Raw genomic sequence first — 13,986 nt, 5'->3', positions numbered from 1 at the left:
CTTGCGGGGGAGATGTCCGGCAGGACAGAGGGGGGTGTGACGGAGCGCTGACGTGGGCCAAAACGCTCACTCAAACCTCTCCGGCAGATGATGCTCTTCCGCCAGGTCCGAAAACCGCGTGAATTCCCCGTGGAAGGCGAGGCTGACGGTGCCCGTCGGTCCGTGGCGCTGCTTGGCGACGATGCACTCGGCCTTGCCGCGCGCCTCGTTCATCTCGTTTTCCCACTTGATGTATTCGTCGGTTCCGAGCTTCGGCTCGCGGTTCTTGAGGTAATACTCCTCGCGATAGACGAACAGCACCACGTCGGCGTCCTGTTCGATCGAGCCGGATTCGCGCAGGTCCGATAGCTGCGGGCGTTTGTCGTCGCGGCTTTCGACCTGACGCGACAGCTGCGACAGCGCGATGATCGGCACGCCGAGTTCCTTGGCCAGCGCCTTCAGGCCGGTGGTGATCTCGGTGATTTCCTGCACGCGGTTCTGCGAGGACTTGGCGCTCGAGCCCTGCATCAGCTGGATATAGTCGATGACGATGAGGTCGAGGCCGCGCTGCCGCTTCAGCCGGCGCGCGCGGGCGGAAAGCTGCGCGATCGAGATGCCGCCGGTCTGATCGATGAACAGCGGGATCTTCTGCATCGTCTGCGAGCAGGCGACGAGCTTTTCGAAATCCATCTCGGTGATCTCGCCGCGGCGGATTTTCGACGACGAGATCTCGGTCTGCTCGGAAATGATGCGGGTGGCGAGCTGCTCCGACGACATTTCCAGCGAGAAGAAGCCGACGACGCCGCCATTGGCGGCCTTGAAGGTGCCGTCGGCCTGCTGCGCCGGCCGGTAGGCCTCGGCGATGTTGAAGGCGATGTTGGTGGCGAGAGACGTCTTGCCCATGCCCGGACGCCCGGCCAGCACGATCAGGTCGGAGGGCTGCAGGCCGCCCATGCGGCGGTCGAGGTCGCGCAGGCCCGTCGAGATGCCGGACAGATGGCCGTCGCGCATATAGGCGGCGTTGGCCATGTCGACAGCGGTCTTGACCGCGTCGTTGAAGCTTTCGAAGCCGCCGTCATAGCGGCCGGTTTCGGCGAGCTCGAACAGGCGCCGCTCGGCGTCCTCGATCTGGTCGGACGGCGACATGTCGACCGGCGCGTCATAGGCGATGTTGACCATGTCCTCGCCGACGGTGATCAGCGCGCGGCGGGTCGCAAGGTCGTAGATGGCGCGGCCATAGTCGGTGGCGTTGACGACGGTGACGGCTTCGACCGCCAGCCGCACCACATATTGCGCCACCGTCATGTCGCCGACCTTCTCGTCGGCCGGCAGGAAGGTCTTCAGCGTGATCGGTGTCGCGATCTTGCCCATGCGGATGAGCTCGGACGCCACCTCGAAGATGCGGCGGTGCAGCGGCTCGTGGAAATGCGCCGGCTTCAAGAAGTCCGAGACACGGTAGAAGGCGTCGTTGTTGACGAGGATGGCGCCGAGCAGCGCCTGCTCGGCCTCGATATTGTTCGGTGCCTCGCGATAAAGCGGCGTCTCCGCCGCGCCGAATTTTCTCGCCGCTTCTGCCATGATGTCCCCGATTTCGATCCCGCCTTCCTCGATATCAGAAGGAGACGGATCGGGTGCTGACCTTTCTGCAACACTCCTCGGCCCAACCGGTTTGATGCCCAATGTTCACAGGAGTGGCAGGCCGTCCACAGGACAAAATTCCCGTGCTTCGAATCCATTTGACTTGGATTGTGATTCGTTGGAATGAATAGAACAAATAAAGAACAAAATCAAGCCGGCAGCTGAGCCTTGGCCACTATACGGTATCGCCCCAGTCCGCCCGCCGCGCGGCCTTGAACAACTCGCCGTCGCGCTTGCTGAACAGCTGCTCGCCGGCGCTGCCGTCGGGCCGGCAGAGTTTCAGCACCACCTTGCCGGAGCCGCCTTTTGCCGGCGCGATCACCCGCGCCGGGCGCGCCGGCGCAGGCTGCCTGGAGGCGGCGAGATAGATGAATTTCTCGTCCTCCCACGGCACCTCGGCCTCCTTGACCAGGCGATGCAGGCGCGAGCGGGCGACGCGGCGCGCGAAATGGCACCAGTCGGGCGGCGCGAGCGGGCAGGGCGATCTGTGCGGACAGGGCGCCAGTATATGCGCGCCGGCCGCGATCAGTTGCTGCCGCGCGGCAAGGACGCGCTGCCAGCCGGCGGGCGTGCCGGGCTCGACGATGAGAAGCGTGTCGGCCGTGAGCCGCCAGAGGCGGTCGGTGAGCTTCGGCAGCGATAGAGGCGCGATCTCGTCCAGCACATAGGCGGCGCTGACCAGGTCGGCGGGCTCGATGCCGTCAAGATCGATGGTCGCGTCGCCGGCGATCCATTCGGTGCGGGTGGCGATCGCGCCTTGCGCCAGCGACTGCCCGGTCTTGCGCACGGCGGCACTTGCCTCGACCAGAACCGCCCGTTCCAGCTCGGGCCATGCATCGAGTGTGGCCCAAAGCATGGTGCCAGGTCCGGCGCCGATATCGAGCAGGCTCGCCGGCCGGAAACCGGGACGGGCCTCGGTCAACGCTTCGAGGCTGGCGCGCACGGCGGCATAGGTGGCGGGCAGCCGCGTCGCCAGATAGGCCTTGACCGCCATGTCCTCGCCCATGTGCAGGCGGCCGTCGCGCAGCTCGGCGCGATAGCGTTCCGAAAGCGTCTTCGCGGCCTGCCTCAGCGTGGCCAGCGGCACTTTTTCCAGCAGGCTGTCGACGCCTTGGCGGAGCGGGGCGGGCAATTCCACGGCTTAAGCTCCCCGAGGCGCGAGCAGGATGACCGAGGCGCCGACGATACAAAGCGCCGCGCCCGCCAGATCCCAGCGGTCGGGGCGCACGCCTTCGACCAGCCACAGCCAGACGAGCGAAGCGGCGATATAGATGCCGCCATAGGCGGCGTAGGCGCGGCCCGCCGCGTCGGTGTCGACCAGCGACAGCAGGAAGGCGAACAGCGCCAGCGAGACGAGGCCCGGAAGAAGCCAGAGCGGCGACTTCTCCAGCCGCCACCATGCCCAGAACGAAAAGCAGCCGGCGATCTCGGCAAGCGCTGCTGCGATGTAGATGAGGTAGGTCATGAAAAAGGTCTCGCGAACGAGACCTTTTTCGTGGCGTCAGGCCACAATGGCAAGCGGCAATGCTTGCCTATTCCACCGCCTTGCGCCTGCGCGTCGGCTTGGCCGGCGGGGCAGCGGGCGCTTCCGGCTCCTGGTGGCCGCGGTCGCGCAGCTCCGATGCTTTCTCGCACTTGGCGATATAGTCGCGCGTCACCGGCAGCGTGTCGTTCTTCTTGGCGATCTGGAACTGGAAGATCACCAGATCCTGCCAGCGGAAGGCGGCTTCCGAGGCGGCGAGATAGAACTCCCACATCCTGCAGAAGCGCTCGTCATAGATCGCCTTGGCCTTGTCGCGGTTGGCGGCGAAGCGTGCGCCCCAGTGCTTCAGCGTATCGGCATAGTGCAGCCGCAGGATTTCTATGTCCGTCACCACGAGGCCCGACTTCTCGATCGCCGGCATCACCTCCGACATCGCCGGGATGTAGCCGCCCGGGAAAATGTATTTGCGGACGAAGGCGCTGGTCGCCCACGGCACGCCGGAACGGCCGATCGTGTGGAGCAGCATCACGCCGTCCGGCTTGAGCAGCGTCGCGGTCTTGTCGAAGAAGGTTCGGTAATGGTTGACGCCGACATGCTCGAACATGCCGACCGAGACGATGCGGTCGAAGCGCTCGTTGATGTGCCGATAGTCCTTGAGCTCGAAATGCACGCGGTCCTGGAGGCCTTGCGCATGCGCGCGGTCGGTGGCGACGCCATGCTGTTCGGTGGAGAGCGTGACGCCCTGCACGTCGACATCGAAGATCTTGGCGAGATAGAGGCCGAGCCCGCCCCAGCCGGAGCCGATGTCGAGCACGGTCTGGCCGGCCTTGAGCCGCAGCTTCGCGGCAATGTGGCGCTTCTTGGCAAGCTGCGCTTCGTCCAGCGTCATGTCGGGCTGCTCGAAATAGGCGCAGGAATACTGCATGTCCTCGTCGAGGAAGAGCTTGTAGAGCTCGCCCGACAGGTCGTAGTGGCGCTGCACGTTGCGGCGCGAGCGCGTGGCGGTGTTGATCTGCTGCAGCCGGCGGAAGGCATGGCGCAGACCCTCGATCGCCTTCGACCAGGACACGTCGATGCCGCTCGAGCCCATGTTCTGGAACGCGATGCGCATCAGCCCCAGCACGCCGCCTTCGAGCACATCCAGTTCGCCGTCCATATACGCCTCGGGCACCGCCAGCATCGGGTCGAAGCTGATGGCGCGCTCGGCATGCATGCTCTTGATGTGGATATGCACCGGCTCGCCGCTGCCGTCGCCGAACTTGTGCGTCGTGCCCTTGGGCCCGGTCACCTTGAGGTCGCCGGCCCGTACCAGGCGCTCCAGAACGTGTTTCAACAGGATATTCATGACCAAATGTCCCCTCAGTCGGATCACCCGGTAATCGGACTGGAATGCCAAAATGCCACAGCGCGTTGCCCGCGTCCAATCGACGCGCCACGCTGTAATGTGCACAAGATATAGGGTGTCGAAAAGTTCCGTTTGGCACAAAAAAGCCCGGGTCGTAGACCCGGGCGTTAGTCCAGAAGATTCTGGAGGACGGCGAACCGAAGCGATGCTTCGGTTGTGTGGTCGATCAGGCGTTCTCTTCGCCGCCCTCGAACTCGGCGTTCGGGTCGAAGAAATTCTCCGGCCGGGCGTTGTCGTTGATGTCGTCGCCATAGATGGCTTCGGCGGTGGTCAGCGTCTCGCCCTTGGCCTGGCGCTCCGCCTCGTCGGCCGAACGCGCGACGTTGAGCGTCACGGTGACCTCGACTTCCGGATGCAGCGCGATCGCCACATTGGAGAGGCCGATGGTCTTGATCGGCTGGTTGAGCTCGATCTGGTTGCGGTTGACGGTGAAGCCTTCGGCAATGAGCAGGTCGGCGATGTCGCGGGTCGACACCGAGCCGTAGAGCTGGCCGGTCTCGCCGGCCGAGCGCACGACGATGAAGCTCTTGCCGTCGAGCTTTTCGGCGACCTGCGTGGCTTCCGACTTACGCTCGAGGTTGCGGGCTTCGAGCTGGGCGCGCTGGCCCTCGAACTTCTTCTTGTTGGCTTCGTTGGCGCGCAGCGCCTTGCCTTGCGGCAAAAGGAAATTGCGGGCGAACCCGTCCTTGACCTTCACGGTTTCGCCCATCTGGCCGAGGCGGGAGATGCGCTCGAGGAGAATGACTTCCATGGTTTCGTTCCTTCGTCTGTGCGCCGACCGTTCGATCGGCGCTGAATGAATTGGAACAGGTCAGGAAGCTTGGCGCGGCGTCGCCGCTCTTGTCGCTGTCCTGCCTGTCTTGGCAGTTAGAGGCAATTGGCCCCAACTCGGGATTTTGATCGAGACCCAGCGGCGCCCGTCGCCATGGGTGAAAGAAGCGGGCAGCGAGCCGCCCGCTTCGGAGATCTTAGCGAACCACGTAGGGCAGCAGGCCGAGGAAGCGGGCGCGCTTGATCGCCTTGGCGAGCTCGCGCTGCTTCTTCTGGCTGACGGCGGTGATGCGCGAGGGCACGATCTTGCCGCGCTCGGAGATGTAGCGCTGCAGAAGACGCACGTCCTTGTAGTCGATCTTCGGGGCGTTGGCGCCGGAGAACGGGCAGGTCTTGCGGCGGCGGTGGAACGGGCGCCGGGTCGGGATCTGGTTGATGTCGACCATTATTCTGCACCCCCTTCAAAGCCTTCGCGCGGACGGCGCGGGCCACGGTCGCCGCCTTCGCGGTCGCCGAACGAACGCGGACCACGGTCGCCGCGGTCGCGGTCGCCGAAGGAACGCGGGCCACGATCGCCACGCTCACGGTCGCCGAAGCCGCCGCGCTCGGAGCGCTCTTCGCGCTTCTGCATCATCGCCGAAGCGCCTTCCTCATGCGCTTCGACCTTGACGGTCAGGAAGCGAAGGACGTCCTCGGACAGGCCCATCTGGCGCTCCATTTCGTTGAGCGCGGCCGGCGGGCAGGTGATGTCCATCAGCGTGTAGTAAGCCTTCCGGTTCTTCTTGACCCGGTAGGTGAGGGACTTCAGTCCCCAGTTCTCGATCCGGCCGACCGAGCCGCCATTCGCGGTGATGACGCCCTTGTACTGTTCGACAAGCGCGTCAACCTGCTGCTGCGACAGGTCCTGCCGGGCAAGAAACACATGTTCGTAAAGAGCCATTATGTTTTAGTGCCTTTCTTCGTTTCTCCGTCCGGCCCTCGCGGCTAAGCCTCTGCAACTTGTCTGACCCGATCATCGAGAGCGGGGAAGAAAGGAGCATCGCGAGACGGTCGAGAGCGGAGACACGGGAGGCCGGAAGCGCATCTGGCTTCGTGTCGCGACCTTCGAAAAAGCCACGGCCCTCCGTTCAGCCCCCAGCAAGGACCGGCAGATTGCGGGCGTCTATATAGCAATTCGCCAGGAAGGCAAGGCCCGGCCGGCGTCACCAATGTCGCGGGCTCCGCGGTCGGGCTCTTTCCTCTGTGCCGTCAGGCGCGGCCTGCCATACCTTCAATTCTGCCGTTGAAAAAACGCCAACGTTAGCCAGCAGCGGATTTTATCGATTTTCCGGTAATGGCGTTTTAACCACCACACAAGGTTGTATCTGGTTGTAACCAGCCGTTTATCATGAAGGGCGCATGAGAAGCGCGCGGGCCGTATTGCGGCGGAAAATCGAGCAATTCCGGGGGTAGGAAATGCTTCTCAGGCAGTTTTGGCGCTCAAGGAGCGGCAATTTCGCGTTGATGCTGGCGCTGGGCGTGCCGGCGATCCTGACCGCGGTGGCATTTGCCACCGACGTCTCGACGCTGATGCGGGCCAAGAGCAATCTCCAAAACGCCCTCGACGCCGCCAACCTTGCCTCCTCGCATCTCGGCGATGCGGATGTGACGCGCAGCGACGCCTTCAACCGCTATTTCCAGGCCAATGTCGCCAACAACGGCGAACTTGCCAATGCAAAGGCCACGCTCGTCGTCGACAAAGGCGTCAACTACGTCAAGACCAAAGCCTCCGCCAGCGCCGACGTGAACCTGAACTTCGCCTTCCTGTTTGGTGACGAGAGACACATCAGCGTCAACGCATCGGCGGTCGAATCCAACAACCAGCTCGAAGTGGTGCTGGTGCTGGACAACACCGGTTCCATGGCTGGCGCGCGCATCGCCGCGCTGAGACAGGCGACGACGTCGCTGCTCGACTATCTCGAAGCGGTCAAGTCGCCGACGCGTCCCGTTCGCGCCTCGCTGGTGCCTTTCGTCACCGCCGTCAACGTCAACGGTCCCGAATTCGACCCGGCCTGGATCGACATGAACGGCAAGTCGTCCACCAACGGCATCAATTTCCCTGTCGTCAAAGGCAAGCGCCCCGATCACATGTCGCTGTTCAAGCAGCTTCAGAAGGATGTTCCCGCCTTGAAGCAGACGGGCTGGAAGGGGACCGGCTGGAAAGGCTGCGTCGAGGCGCGTCCGGGCGCGCTGAACATATCTGACACGCCGCCCGACCCATCCAATCCCGACACGCTGTTCGTGCCCTATTTCGCCCCCGACGATCCGGATGTCGCCAAGAAGCCGTCCGCCGCCTACGGCAATTCGTCGACCGGCTACAACAACTCCTACCTCGACGACAGCATCGACGACAGCAAGCTCAGCGACAACATACTGGGCGTCGATCTCAGCGGCCTGCTGACCGGCCTGGTCAATGCGCTCACCGGCGCCGATTTGAAGAAGATCGCGAAATATGTCGCCTCGACCAACAAGGTGGTCACGGAGACCGGCAGCGCGGTCACCATCGGGCCGAACCGCGCCTGCCCGACGCCGATCGTTCCGCTGACCGACGATTTCGACGGCCTGCGCGCCGCCGCCTCCCAGATGAGCGAATGGAACGGCTCCGGCACCAATGTCTCGGAGGGGCTGGCCTGGGGCCAGCGTGTGCTGTCGCCGCAGCCGCCCTACACCGACGCATCGCCCTGGAAGACGCCGGGCGTCACCAAGGTAGTGATGCTGCTCACCGATGGCGAGAACGTCGTCTACGGCGCCAGCAACACGCCTCAGAAATCGGACTACACATCCTATGGCTATCTCGCCAGCGGCCGCTTCGGCTCCGACAACCAGACGGCGGCGGCGCGCAACGTCGACGGCTGGACCAAGGATGTCTGCACCCAATTGAAGAGCCAGGGCGTGCAGCTCTACACCATGGTGCTGCAGGCCGACACGCCGGCCAACCGTTCGCTCTACAGCGCCTGCGCGTCCGACCCGAGCGACTACTACGCCGTCGAGGACCCGGCCAAGCTGCCCAACGTCTTCCAGACCATCGCCAACAAGTTCTCCAGGCTGCAACTCACCAACTGACGAGGGGCACTCCGGCATCCCGAAGGCGCGCCGGTAGCGATCCCCGACAGCAGGAGCATTGGAACTCCCTGAAGTCCTCTCGGAAGTCTGCTCACTTCAAATTGCGTCGCAACATCGAAAGGGCCTAACGGTCCTCTTCAAGCCAGAACGCTTCCAGTCTCCAGGGGCATTTCGAAAGCCTGATGCACCCCCGCATTGATCGGCGAATTGCCGCTTCGCCAAAAGGGGCGGAATAGTGGCATGGGCATGGCATTTTCGGGAACCGGCATCACGTTTCCGTTCAGCCGGATACCTATTCTGTGTTGCAGCGCACCATTTTGTGCTGCAGTGCTTTAGCGTAGGCAAATATGCGTTCAGGAGTCGGCAGGCTTGCGGTTTCCGTTGACCGTCACGGATGTTGCGGCAGGCGGCTTGGGTCACGTCGTCAGCGCCAGCGGCTGCGAATGATGGCCGGCGGTCGCGACCTCCAGCTTGACACGCTGCGGGCGCTTGCCGTCACGCTCGTGCTCTACTCGCATTTCTTCGCGCCCGACGGCACGTCCTTCCTCGGCCATCTCGGCGTGCGGCTTTTCTTCGTGCTCTCCGGCTTCCTGATCACCAGGCTTTTGCTGGAGGCGCGCGACGCTGACCAATTTGCCGCCGGGACGGCGCTGCGCTCCTTCTATGCCAGGCGCGCGCTCCGGATATTCCCGCCTTATTTCGCGGTGCTGGCCTTCGTCTGGTTCACCGATCTGGAACAGGCCAGATCCTCGCTTGTCTGGCATGCGCTCTATCTCTCCAACTTCTGGTACGCGCATCGCAACGACTGGACGCCCTGGCTGCTCTGTCACTTCTGGAGCCTCAGCATCGAGGAGCAATTCTACGTCGCCTGGCCGCTGATCGTGCTTCTGGCGCCGCGCAGGCGCATCGAGGCGATCACCATCGGCGTGATCGCCTTCTCGCTCGCCTACCGCTTCTACTGGCCGATCGCCGCCAACCCGGCGCTGGCCCGGGACCTGTTGCCGCCTGCCTCGATGGACGCGCTCGCCTGCGGCGCGCTGCTTGCCGCCCGCCGCGCCCGGGGCGCTGACGTGCCGCGCTGGATGCGGCTTGGCTGGCCGGCCCTGGCGGCGGTTTTCCTGCTTGTCGTCTGGTCCGATCCGGGGCCGGCGAATTCGGCCTGGGAGTGGCCGCGCTGGGTGCTGGTGCAGGTGCTGCCGCTGGTGCCGCTGATGGCGATCGTCGCTGCCTTCTCGAACGGTCTCGGCGGCAAGCTCGGCAGGCTCTGTGAACTGCCTCCGCTGCTTTTCCTCGGCCGCATCAGCTACGGCGTCTATCTCTACCACCCGATCCTGCTCGCCTATGCCGTCAAGGCGCAGCCCTGGATACCGCTCAACGTCTCGGAAGAGGGGCCGGGCCGGTTCCTGGTCGCGGGCGCCGCCACGGTGATAGCCGCCTCGCTCTCCTGGGTGCTTTTCGAAAAGCCGCTCAACAGCTTCAAGCGCTATTTTCCCTATGTGGCGCGGCCGCGCGCGCCGGGCGAAGTCCGGCGATTCGGCGCCAACTATCCCGGCGCAAAAGCGGCACTCGATTTGCAGCCGACGGACCGGAGCTATCCATGACACGCCCGCTCATCTCCGTCCTGCTGCCGGTCTACAATGCCGAGCCCTACGTCGCCGCCGCGATCGGCTCGATGCTGCGCCAGGACTACGACCGGCTCGAAGTCATCGCCATCGATGACGGCTCGACTGACCGGTCGCTGGAGATCCTCGAACGCTATCGCCGCGACGACAGCCGCGTCTCCATCATTTCGCGCGAGAATCGCGGGCTCGTCGCCAGCCTCAACGAGGGGCTGACGGTGGCCCGCGGCGAGCTCATCGCCCGCATGGATGCCGACGACTTCGCCTATCCCTGGCGCCTGTCGCGGCAGGCGGCGTTGTTTGCCGCGCGGCCCGAGCTCGGCTTCTGCGGCTCGGTGGTCGACACGCTGCTGCACGGCCGCATCGCCAAGGGCCGGCTCGATCCCGTGTTCCGGCTCAGCCTTCCCGTGCTGTCGAAATTCTTCACGCTCCTCATGCATCCGACCGTGGTCTATAACCGCCGGGTCATCGACGCGGCGGACCTCTATTACGACGGCGGCTACCGGCATGCCGAGGATTTCGACCTCTTCCGGCGGCTCGCCGGCCGCTATCCGGTGGCCGTGATGCCGGAAAGCCTGCTTGTCTACCGCCTGCATCCCGGCAGCGTGACCAGCCTGCACGGCAGCGAGATGCGGCGCACGCATTTGCGGATCGTCGGCGAAAATCTCGAGGCGGAGGGGTTGGCTGAGGAAAGCGCCGACCTGCGCGCCGTCGGCGACGATGCTTCCCTCGACAGTGTGCGCCGCGCAGCCGCCTTCATCCGCGCCCTGGAGGAGCGGATCGCCGGCTTGCCCGCCGCGTCGCGGCCGAGCTTCGCGGCCGGCGCGCTGAACCTGTTCTATTTCCTCTACCAGCTCGTCAACGACCGGCAGCGGCCTGCGTTGACCCACGAGCTCCTGACGCTGACAGGGAAGTGGAATGCGATCCGCCGCCGCGAGAAATACGCGCTCAGCCCGGGCGCCTGGGCGCCCTGGCTGAGCCAGGCCTCGATGTGGGCCGGCCGGCGCGCGGACTGGATGGCTTACCGCTTCAAATCCGCTCCGGCGTCGTCGGTGCTCGCACCTTATTGGATGGGGGCGGCATGAGGGCCGAGCGCCATCCGCTGCTGCGGCACCTTGCTCCGCCATCGCCCGTCCAGCGGCGGCCGCAGGTTTCCTTCATCGTCTGCACACGCGACCGCCTCGCGGTGCTCGAGGCCTGCATCGACTCGATCCGCGCCGCCTGCCGGGCGCATCCGGCCTTCGCCGCCGAGCTGGTGGTGGTCGACAATGGCTCGCGTGACGGCACGACCGAATTTCTTGCATCGGCAGCCACGGCGTCCGACATCACGCTGACCGCGATCTCGGAGCCTCGCCCCGGACTGGCGGCGGCGCGCAATGCCGGGCTGGCGCACGCGCGCGGACGCGTGCTGGTCTTCGTCGACGACGACTGCAGGCTCGACCGCAACTACCTCGTCGACCTCGAACGGCACTATGCGAGCGGCGAGAAGTGGCTGATCCGCGGCGGCCGCGTCGAGATCGGCGACGCCAGGGACCTGCCCTTTACCATCAAGCGCTGCGACAAGCGCGAGCGGCTGACGCCCACCGTCCATCCGGGCGGCTTCGTGCTTGGCTGCAACATGACCATGCATCGCGACGTCGCCATCCGCGTCGGCCCCTTCGACGAACGCTTCGGCGCCGGCGGGGCGCTGCGCTCGGCCGAGGACACCGACTATCTGGTGCGCGCCATGCTCGCCGGCATACCGGTCGAATATGTGCCCGACATGACCATCTTCCACCATCACGGCCGGCGCGACCGCAAAGCGATCGACCGGCTGCACCGGGACTACCATTTCGGCAACGGCGCGCTCTGCCTGAAGCACATGCGCCGCGCACCCTGGCTGCTCCGGCACTTCTATTGGGCGATGCGGGCCGCCACGCGCGAGCTCATCGGCGGGCCGCGTTTCGACCAGGAGCTCAGGCTGTCGCATTGGCCGATCGTGCTGATGAACCTCGCGGGCGCGGCGAAGTTTGCACTGCTCGTGCTTGCCAGACGTCCGGACCGGCCAGCGCAACGCGTCGAGGAGACCGTTGAGGCCAGCGCGGAGGCCAGTGCGCGATGACCGGACCCAAAGCCCCTGCCTGGTCGATCGTGCGGCGCGCGCTCGGGCGGCGTCAGTTCGGCCTTGTGCCCGTCGTCGTCGTGCTCGGGCTCGCCAGTGCCGCGCTGGAAGGGTTGGGCATCGGGCTCGTCATCCCGCTGCTCGGCGTCATGCTGGGGCACAGCGAGGCGACCGGCATGGCCGGCCTTTCCGCGCTCCTGCAGACGGTCGGCGCAGGGCTCGGCGAGCGCGAGCGGCTGATCGCGATTGCGGCCGCGATCCTCGCCTCGATCCTGCTCAAGAACCTGCTCGCCTTCGCCAATTCGGTGCTGACCGCCCATATCTACGGCAAGGCCAGCCAGTCGATACGCGGCGCGCTCGCCGATCGTCTTCTCAATATCGGCTATCCCTTCTTTCTGAGACAGAGCCCCGGGCGGCTGCTCAACATCATCTCCAACGAATCCTGGCGCGCCTCCGACGCCATCCAGGGGGCGCTTGGCGCCATCGTCAGCGCCTCGGCGGCCATCATCCTGCTTGCCTTCCTTCTCCTGCTCTCCTGGCAGATGACGCTGTTGGTGATGCTCGGGCTGGCGCTGATCCAAGCGGCGCATATGGCGCTGTCGGCGCATCTCAGGGCACCCAGCCGCAGCGTCGCGGCGCGCAACAGCGCATTGGCCTCGCAGATGCTGCATCTGGTGCATGCCGGCCGGCTGATCCGCATCTTCGGCCAGGAGGCGCGCGAGAAGGCGGCGTTCGAAAAGGCATCGGACGGGGTGCGGCGGGCGGCTTTCCTGCTTTCCAACCGCCAGGGCGCCCTGGGGCCGCTGACCGAAGTGCTGCACGCCATGCTGTTCCTGGCGGTGGTGATCGGCGCCTGGTTCGCCGGCTTGAGCTTCCCGCTGGTCGCCGCCTTCCTCATCCTGCTCTACCGCCTGCAGCCGCATGTCAGGTCGCTGCAGATGACCTGGAGCCAGCTGCAGGGGCTTTCCGGCTCGCTGGAGGAGGTGACCTGGCTGCTCGACCCCGAAGGCAAGCCGGCGCCGCCCGAGGGCAGCCGGCCATTCGCCGCCTTGAGCGAAAAAATCGCCTTCGAGCGCGTCAGCTTCAGCTATGCCAATGAGGAGCAGCGTGCCGCGGTGCTGCATGCGGCAAGCTTCGACATCACGAGCGGGCGCTCGACCGCGCTGATCGGCCGCTCCGGCGCCGGCAAGACGACGATCGTCAACCTGCTCTGCCGCTTCGTCGAGCCGGATGGGGGCAGGATCCTTGTCGACGGGGCATCGCTCGGCGAGATCGATCCGGCCGACTGGCGCCGCAACATCGCTCTAGCCAGCCAGGAGCTGGAACTGGTCGACGGCACGATCCTCGCCAACATCACCTACGGCAAGGACACGGCCACAGCCGACGAGGCCCGCCGCGCGGCCGAACTTGCCGAGGCGCATGGCTTCATCGAAACGCTGCCGCAAGGCTACCAGACGGTCGTCGGCTATCGCGGCGTCAACCTTTCGGCCGGCCAAAGGCAGCGCATCGCGCTCGCCCGTGCCCTGGTGCGCGATCCCGACATCTTGATTCTCGACGAGGCCACCAACGCGGTGGACGGCCTTTCGGAAGCCGCGATCGTCGAAACGCTGAAGTCGCGCGCCGGCCGCCGCACCACGATCGTCATCAGCCACCACCGCAGCACGATCTCGTTCTGCGACGACCTGGTGATCCTGGAGCATGGCAGGGTGAAGAAACAGGCGCCGTTCTCCGAGCTGGCGGCGCTCAGCATGGACGAGCTGTATCGGCCCGAGTGAGGGCAGGGGCAGCTGGGCTCGCGGCCAATCCAATTCGTCATCATCTCCTATGTCGAAGGTCGCGCGTAGCGCCATCGCGGCCCATTCCAGCGCGTGGCCGTTGACAAGCGTGC

At 65.3% G+C, this 13,986-nt stretch carries 12 protein-coding genes; 5 read left to right on the top strand and 7 right to left on the bottom strand.

The genetic code is table 11. The features are described from left to right. Positions 1-66: 66 nt before the first annotated feature. From KVT37_RS21720 to rpsF, 7 genes are all read right to left on the bottom strand, one after another. Positions 67-1,557, bottom strand: coding sequence for a replicative DNA helicase (locus tag KVT37_RS21720; RefSeq protein WP_217576830.1), 1,491 nt, complete (start codon positions 1,555-1,557; stop codon positions 67-69). Positions 1,558-1,792: 235 nt separating this feature from the next. Next, a complete protein-coding gene (locus KVT37_RS21715; protein WP_217576828.1) occupies positions 1,793-2,755 on the bottom strand; it encodes a small ribosomal subunit Rsm22 family protein in 963 nt (320 codons plus the stop codon). Between the two features lie 3 nt (positions 2,756-2,758). Next, positions 2,759-3,082 carry a YnfA family protein gene (locus KVT37_RS21710; protein WP_217576826.1) on the bottom strand — a complete coding sequence of 108 codons (324 nt, stop codon included), beginning with the start codon at positions 3,080-3,082 and terminating at the stop codon, positions 2,759-2,761. A 67-nt stretch (positions 3,083-3,149) separates the two neighbouring features. Then, positions 3,150-4,445 (bottom strand): cyclopropane-fatty-acyl-phospholipid synthase family protein, encoded by a 1,296-nt coding sequence (locus KVT37_RS21705; protein WP_217576824.1) that lies wholly within the window; start codon positions 4,443-4,445, stop codon positions 3,150-3,152. Positions 4,446-4,671: 226 nt separating this feature from the next. Beyond that, positions 4,672-5,256: a 50S ribosomal protein L9 gene (rplI, locus tag KVT37_RS21700; protein WP_217576822.1), complete on the bottom strand. Its 585-nt coding sequence runs from the start codon at positions 5,254-5,256 to the stop codon at positions 4,672-4,674. A gap of 217 nt (positions 5,257-5,473) precedes the next feature. After that, entirely contained in the window at positions 5,474-5,722 is a 249-nt protein-coding gene (gene rpsR / locus KVT37_RS21695; protein WP_006203718.1) for a 30S ribosomal protein S18, read from the bottom strand. Continuing rightward, positions 5,722-6,216 carry a 30S ribosomal protein S6 gene (gene rpsF / locus KVT37_RS21690; protein ID WP_217576820.1) on the bottom strand — a complete coding sequence of 165 codons (495 nt, stop codon included), beginning with the start codon at positions 6,214-6,216 and terminating at the stop codon, positions 5,722-5,724. Before rpsF ends, rpsR begins: the two co-directional genes overlap by 1 nt. Positions 6,217-6,731: 515 nt before the next feature. Between rpsF and KVT37_RS21685 the strand changes: the two genes are divergently transcribed. The 5 genes from KVT37_RS21685 (at position 6,732) to KVT37_RS21665 (ending at position 13,873) form a co-directional block, all read left to right on the top strand. Next, positions 6,732-8,378, top strand: coding sequence for a pilus assembly protein (locus KVT37_RS21685; protein WP_217576814.1), 1,647 nt, complete (start codon positions 6,732-6,734; stop codon positions 8,376-8,378). 446 nt (positions 8,379-8,824) lie between these two features. After that, the gene (locus tag KVT37_RS21680; RefSeq protein ID WP_217576889.1) at positions 8,825-9,979 is read left to right on the top strand and encodes an acyltransferase; all 1,155 of its coding nucleotides are present in this window, start codon (positions 8,825-8,827) and stop codon (positions 9,977-9,979) included. Further along, positions 9,976-11,082 carry a glycosyltransferase family A protein gene (locus tag KVT37_RS21675; protein ID WP_217576811.1) on the top strand — a complete coding sequence of 369 codons (1,107 nt, stop codon included), beginning with the start codon at positions 9,976-9,978 and terminating at the stop codon, positions 11,080-11,082. Before KVT37_RS21680 ends, KVT37_RS21675 begins: the two co-directional genes overlap by 4 nt. Continuing rightward, positions 11,079-12,098, top strand: coding sequence for a glycosyltransferase family 2 protein (locus KVT37_RS21670; protein WP_217576809.1), 1,020 nt, complete (start codon positions 11,079-11,081; stop codon positions 12,096-12,098). Before KVT37_RS21675 ends, KVT37_RS21670 begins: the two co-directional genes overlap by 4 nt. Beyond that, entirely contained in the window at positions 12,095-13,873 is a 1,779-nt protein-coding gene (locus tag KVT37_RS21665) for an ABC transporter ATP-binding protein (protein ID WP_217576807.1), read from the top strand. Before KVT37_RS21670 ends, KVT37_RS21665 begins: the two co-directional genes overlap by 4 nt. The last annotated feature ends 113 nt before the right edge of the window (positions 13,874-13,986 follow it).

Origin of the sequence: Mesorhizobium sp. GbtcB19, from assembly GCF_019091085.1 — a bacterium.
In the GTDB taxonomy this organism is placed as follows: domain Bacteria; phylum Pseudomonadota; class Alphaproteobacteria; order Rhizobiales; family Rhizobiaceae; genus Mesorhizobium.
The sequence above is the reverse complement of the archived record's forward strand: the minus strand, read 5'-3'. Positions and strand labels throughout refer to the sequence as shown.

Coding starts and splice junctions, on each gene's coding strand:
- rplI (WP_217576822.1), bottom strand. CDS start 5,256: ATGGAAGTCATTCTCCTCGAGCGCATCTCCCGCCTCGGCCAGATGGGC.
- KVT37_RS21680 (WP_217576889.1), top strand. CDS start 8,825: ATGGCCGGCGGTCGCGACCTCCAGCTTGACACGCTGCGGGCGCTTGCC.
- KVT37_RS21675 (WP_217576811.1), top strand. CDS start 9,976: ATGACACGCCCGCTCATCTCCGTCCTGCTGCCGGTCTACAATGCCGAG.
- rpsF (WP_217576820.1), bottom strand. CDS start 6,216: ATGGCTCTTTACGAACATGTGTTTCTTGCCCGGCAGGACCTGTCGCAG.
- KVT37_RS21665 (WP_217576807.1), top strand. CDS start 12,095: ATGACCGGACCCAAAGCCCCTGCCTGGTCGATCGTGCGGCGCGCGCTC.
- KVT37_RS21685 (WP_217576814.1), top strand. CDS start 6,732: ATGCTTCTCAGGCAGTTTTGGCGCTCAAGGAGCGGCAATTTCGCGTTG.
- KVT37_RS21720 (WP_217576830.1), bottom strand. CDS start 1,557: ATGGCAGAAGCGGCGAGAAAATTCGGCGCGGCGGAGACGCCGCTTTAT.
- rpsR (WP_006203718.1), bottom strand. CDS start 5,722: ATGGTCGACATCAACCAGATCCCGACCCGGCGCCCGTTCCACCGCCGC.
- KVT37_RS21710 (WP_217576826.1), bottom strand. CDS start 3,082: ATGACCTACCTCATCTACATCGCAGCAGCGCTTGCCGAGATCGCCGGC.
- KVT37_RS21670 (WP_217576809.1), top strand. CDS start 11,079: ATGAGGGCCGAGCGCCATCCGCTGCTGCGGCACCTTGCTCCGCCATCG.
- KVT37_RS21705 (WP_217576824.1), bottom strand. CDS start 4,445: ATGAATATCCTGTTGAAACACGTTCTGGAGCGCCTGGTACGGGCCGGC.